This is a genomic window from Azonexus sp., from assembly GCF_036170495.1.
GTDB lineage: Bacteria > Pseudomonadota > Gammaproteobacteria > Burkholderiales > Rhodocyclaceae > Azonexus.
The window spans coordinates 1-4,863 of record NZ_JAVHPH010000156.1 but is presented as its reverse complement, the minus strand read 5'-3'; the positions used below and the strand labels follow the sequence as shown (position 1 = coordinate 4,863).

The window sequence follows — 4,863 nt, the reverse complement described above, 5'->3', positions numbered from 1 at the left end:
TTGCCGCCTGCGGCATGAAAGGCCGGCTTGAAATGCCGCCCGGCCCGGCCTCTGATCCGCTGCTTGGTCACGCCAAGCCAGCCGCCAAGGATGTTAGCACGACCACCAGCCCCAACACCCAATGACCCAATTTGCCCTGAAAAACGGCGTGCTGTACGCCGAATCCGTTGCCCTGCCCGCCATTGCCGATCAATTCGGTACGCCGGCCTATGTTTATTCCCGCGCCGCCCTCGAAGCCTCGCTGCGCGAGTTCCAGGACGTGTTGGGCGGACACCCGACCGGCCAGGGCGCCTTGGTCTGCTACGCTGTCAAGGCCAATTCAAATCTCGCCGTCCTCAACGTCTTTGCCCGCCTCGGTGCTGGCTTCGACATCGTTTCCGGCGGCGAACTGCAGCGCGTGCTGGCCGCCGGCGCTGATCCGAAAAAAGTCGTTTTTTCTGGCGTTGGCAAGACGGCTGATGAAATGAAGCTGGCGTTGGACGTCGGGATTTTTTGCTTCAACGTCGAATCCGCCGCCGAGCTTGAGCGTCTCAACGACGTCGCCGGCCAGTGCGGCAAGCGGGCGCCGATCAGCCTGCGCGTCAATCCGAACGTCGATCCGAAAACGCACCCGTACATTTCGACCGGCCTCAAGGGCGCCAAGTTCGGCGTCGCCTACGACAACGCGCTCGAACTCTATCGCCGTGCCGCTGCCCTGCCGAATATCGAAGTCACCGGCATCGACTGCCATATCGGCTCGCAACTGCTTGATCCGTCGCCCTTCGTCGAAGCCCTTGACCGCATTTTGGCCCTCGTAGACCAGTTGACCGCAGAAGGCATCCACATTCACCACCTTGACCTCGGTGGCGGCCTTGGCATCAAATACAACGCCGAACAGGTGCAACCGACCGTCGCTTCCTACCTGACGCCGCTGCTCGACAAGCTGTCCGGGCGCGGCCTGCAGGTGGTGCTCGAACCGGGTCGCCGGCTGGTCGGCAATGCCGGCCTGCTGCTCACCCGCATCGAATACCTGAAAGAAGGTGAAGCGAAGAATTTCGCCATCATCGACGCCGCCATGAACGACCTGATGCGCCCGGCGCTCTACGAAGCCTGGCACGACATTTTGCCCGTCGCGCCGCGCACGGGTGCCGCGACCGAGTACGACGTCGTCGGCCCGGTCTGCGAAACCGGCGACTTCCTCGGCCAGGCCCGGTCGCTGGCCGTCAAAGCCGGCGACCTGCTGGCTGTCATGTCGGCCGGCGCCTACGGGATGGCCATGGCCTCGAACTACAACACCCGGCCGCGCGCGGTCGAAGTCATGGTCGATGGCGGCCAGATCCATGTCATTCGCCAGCGCGAAACCGTCGAACAGCTTTACGCCGGCGAGTCCATTCTCCCGAAGTGAGCGGCCTGCGCGTCGATAAATGGCTGTGGGCGGCGCGTTTTTTCAAGACGCGCTCGCTGGCCAGCGACGCGGTCAGCGGCGGCAAGGTGAAGGTCAATGGCGCCGCCGTCAAACCGGCGCGTGAGGTCAAGGTCAGTGACCAGCTCGACATCGCCAACAGCGAAACGCGCTGGGCAGTGACGGTCAAAGCGCTTTCCGACAAACGCGGCCCGGCACCGGAAGCCCGGCTGCTTTACGAAGAAACGCCGGAAAGCATCAGCGCCCGCGAAACGGCGCGGGAAAGCCGGCAGTTCGTTCAGGACCCGGCGGCCGACATCCACGGCCGCCCCACCAAGCGTGACCGACGCCAGATGGACCGTTACGGCCGGTAGACACGCATTCCCACGGTCAACCGGGCTTGCTACGGTCAACCGGGCTTGCTACGGTCAACCGTAAAAAACGGCCAAAATCAAAGTACGTAAGCGAGCGCCAGCGGCAGGAAAAGCAGCGCCGCCAGGTTGCCGATCAGCACGATCGACGCCACGCGCTGCGGCTCCTGCTTGTAACGCTCGGCGAACAGGAAGTTGAGCACGGCGGGCGGCAGGGCGCCGAAAACAAAGAGCATGGCCGCATCGCGCCCCTGCAGCCCAAGCAACTGAATGACGCCGGCGGCGATCAGCATGCCGGCCACCGGGCGCAGCACGGCGCTGCCGACCGCCACCTTCCATTCGCTGAACGATACGTCAGTCATCCGCACGCCGAGCGAGAAGAGCAGCAGCGGCACCGAAACGTCGCCGAGCATCTTGATGGCGATGATCAGCGGCGTCCACATCGGGATTTTGACCAGCGCCACGGTCAACCCGGCCAGCGCGGCAAAAACCACGGGGATACGCCACAGCGTCAGCAGCCGTGTCGTTGGGTCGAGCAGACGAGCCCCGAACGAGAAGTGCAGCGTGTTTTCGACCATGAACAAGATTACCGCCGCCGGCAGCGCCGCTTCGCCCCAGGCCAGCACGGCGAGTGGCAGGCCGATGTTGCCGGAGTTGTTGAAGAGCATCGGCGGCACCAGCGTTTTCGGCTGGATGCCGAACAGCCGGGCAAGCGGCCAGGCGAGCAGGCCGCAGGTGGCGAGAACAAGAAAGCCGCCGAGGGCCAGCGGGGCGTAGGCGGCGAGGTCGAAGGACTTGCCGGCCATCGCCGCGAAGACCAGGGCCGGGATGAAAATATCCATGTTCAGCCGGTTGGCCACCGCCATTTCCGGCTTGTGTTTGCGACCGTAGAAATAGCCGGCGGCAACGATCCCGAAGATGGGGAAAAGAATGGCCAGCAGACGGAAACTCAGGCTTTGCTCGTCCAAACGGAAGGCCTCAAATGGGGGTGGGCAACAGATGGGATTGTGCGGACGCCGGGGGCGCCCGCACAGCAGGGATTACCCCTAAATTTCAAAGCACGTAGCGCGACAGATCTTCGTCGGCAGCGACTTCGCCGAGCTTTTCATTGACGTAGGCGGCATTGACCAGAATCTGGTCGAGGCCGACCTTGCCAGCATCGAACGAGACTTCTTCGAGCAGTTTTTCCATCACCGTATGCAGGCGGCGGGCGCCGATATTCTCGGTCCGCTCATTCACCTGAAAGGCGATTTCGGCCATCCGGCGGATGCCATCGTCGGCAAACTCAATCAGCACGCCTTCGGTTTCGAGCAGCGCCTGATACTGCTTGGTCAGGCAGGCGTCGGTCTGGGTCAGGATGCACTCGAAATCAGCCACCGACAAGGAATCGAGTTCGACACGAATCGGGAAACGGCCCTGCAACTCGGGAATCAGATCCGACGGTTTGGACAGGTGGAAGGCCCCGGAGGCGATGAACAGAATGTGATCGGTCTTGATCATGCCGTACTTGGTGGACACCGTCGTCCCCTCGACCAGCGGCAGCAGGTCGCGCTGGACGCCCTGACGCGAGACATCGGCACCGTGCATCTCCGAACGGCTGGCAATCTTGTCGAGCTCATCGAGGAAAACAATGCCGTTCTGCTCGACCGCCTTAACCGCCTCAAGCTTCACATCCTCGTCATTGACCAGTTTGGCGGCCTCCTCGTCGGTGAGCAGCTTGAGCGCCTCCTTGATCGGCAGCTTGCGCGATTTCTTCTTGCCGCCGCCGATGTTCTGGAACATGCCCTGGATCTGCTGAGTCAGCTCTTCCATGCCGGGCGGCGCAAAAATCTCTGCCTGCATGCCCGACGCGGCGATTTCGATGTCGATTTCCTTGTCGTCGAGCTCGCCTTCGCGCAGCTTCTTGCGGAATTTCTGGCGGGTCGTGTTCTCCGCTGCGGTCGACTCGGAATTTTCGGCAAAAAAGTTGGGGCCGCGCGCCGTTGGCAGCAGCACGTCGAGGATGCGCTCCTCGGCCGCGTCCTCGGCGCGAGCGCGCATGGTCTTCATGGCCCGCTCGCGGTGCGACTTGATGGCCATCTCGACCAGGTCGCGGATGATCGTCTCGACATCGCGGCCGACGTAGCCGACCTCGGTGAACTTGGTCGCTTCGATCTTGATGAACGGCGCGTTGGCCAGGCGAGCCAGACGGCGGGCGATTTCGGTCTTGCCGACGCCGGTCGGGCCGATCATCAGGATGTTCTTCGGCGTAATTTCCTGACGCAACGGCTCGGCCACCTGCGACCGCCGCCAGCGGTTACGCAGCGCGATGGCGACCGCCTTCTTGGCGTTCTTCTGGCCAACAATGTGTTTGTCGAGTTCGGAAACGATTTCCTGCGGCGTCATCGCGCTCATTCCAGCACCTCGATGGTGAAATTGCGGTTGGTGTAAATGCAGATGTCGCCGGCGATTTCGAGCGACTTGGTGACAATGTCGCGCGGACTCAATTCGGTATTTTCGAGCAGGGCCCGCGCCGCACTCTGCGCGTAGGAACCGCCGGAACCGATGGCAACGATGCCCTGCTCCGGCTCGAGCACATCACCGTTGCCGGTGATGATCAGCGAAACCTCCTTGTCGGCCACCGACAGCATCGCCTCCAGCCGGCGCAGGGCACGGTCGGAACGCCAGTCCTTGGCCAGTTCGACGGCCGAACGCAGCAGATTGCCCTGATGCTTGTCGAGCTTGGCCTCGAAACGTTCGAACAGCGTGAAAGCGTCGGCCGTGCCGCCGGCAAAGCCGGCCAGGATGCGACCGTTGTAGAGGCGGCGAACCTTCCTGGCGGTGGCCTTGATGACGATGTTGCCGAGCGTGACCTGGCCGTCGCCGGCCATGGCGACGGAATTGCCCCGGCGCACCGACAGAATCGTCGTGCCGTGATATTGCTCCATGTTTTTTCCTGAATTAAGAGGCGCTGACAAAATGCAGCGAAGCGGCCCGGGCTAGGCGGGCCGACAAAGACAGTACAAGCGGTACGGCGAGGAGGCTCAACGACGCCAGGGGCATTTTCTCAGTGCCTCTAAGACTTGGGAACGAGAATGCGCGCCTGCTTGTTGAGGCCGACCACGGCCATCA

5 protein-coding genes are annotated in these 4,863 nt (G+C 62.7%); 2 read left to right on the top strand and 3 right to left on the bottom strand.

The genetic code is table 11. From position 1 onward, the window contains the following. The first annotated feature begins 121 nt into the window (after nucleotides 1–121). Together lysA and hslR are read left to right on the top strand one after the other, a co-directional pair. Nucleotides 122–1,384, top strand: coding sequence for a diaminopimelate decarboxylase (gene lysA / locus ADADOO_RS04870; RefSeq protein ID WP_511275489.1), 1,263 nt, complete (start codon nucleotides 122–124; stop codon nucleotides 1,382–1,384). A gap of 5 nt (nucleotides 1,385–1,389) precedes the next feature. Continuing rightward, a complete protein-coding gene (gene hslR, locus ADADOO_RS04865) occupies nucleotides 1,390–1,755 on the top strand; it encodes an Hsp15 family ribosome-associated heat shock protein (protein ID WP_511275491.1) in 366 nt (121 codons plus the stop codon). 77 nt (nucleotides 1,756–1,832) lie between these two features. On the opposite strand, the gene ADADOO_RS04860 is transcribed toward hslR, so the two are convergent. The 3 genes from ADADOO_RS04860 to hslV form a co-directional block, all read right to left on the bottom strand. After that, nucleotides 1,833–2,720, bottom strand: a complete 888-nt coding sequence (locus ADADOO_RS04860; RefSeq protein ID WP_511275487.1) for an AEC family transporter — start codon at nucleotides 2,718–2,720, stop codon at nucleotides 1,833–1,835. A gap of 85 nt (nucleotides 2,721–2,805) precedes the next feature. Beyond that, nucleotides 2,806–4,146 carry an ATP-dependent protease ATPase subunit HslU gene (gene hslU, locus ADADOO_RS04855; RefSeq protein ID WP_511275485.1) on the bottom strand — a complete coding sequence of 447 codons (1,341 nt, stop codon included), beginning with the start codon at nucleotides 4,144–4,146 and terminating at the stop codon, nucleotides 2,806–2,808. Beyond that, a complete protein-coding gene (gene hslV / locus ADADOO_RS04850) occupies nucleotides 4,143–4,679 on the bottom strand; it encodes an ATP-dependent protease subunit HslV (RefSeq protein WP_511275483.1) in 537 nt (178 codons plus the stop codon). The genes hslU and hslV overlap by 4 nt, the downstream gene beginning before the upstream one ends. Nucleotides 4,680–4,863 lie beyond the last annotated feature (184 nt).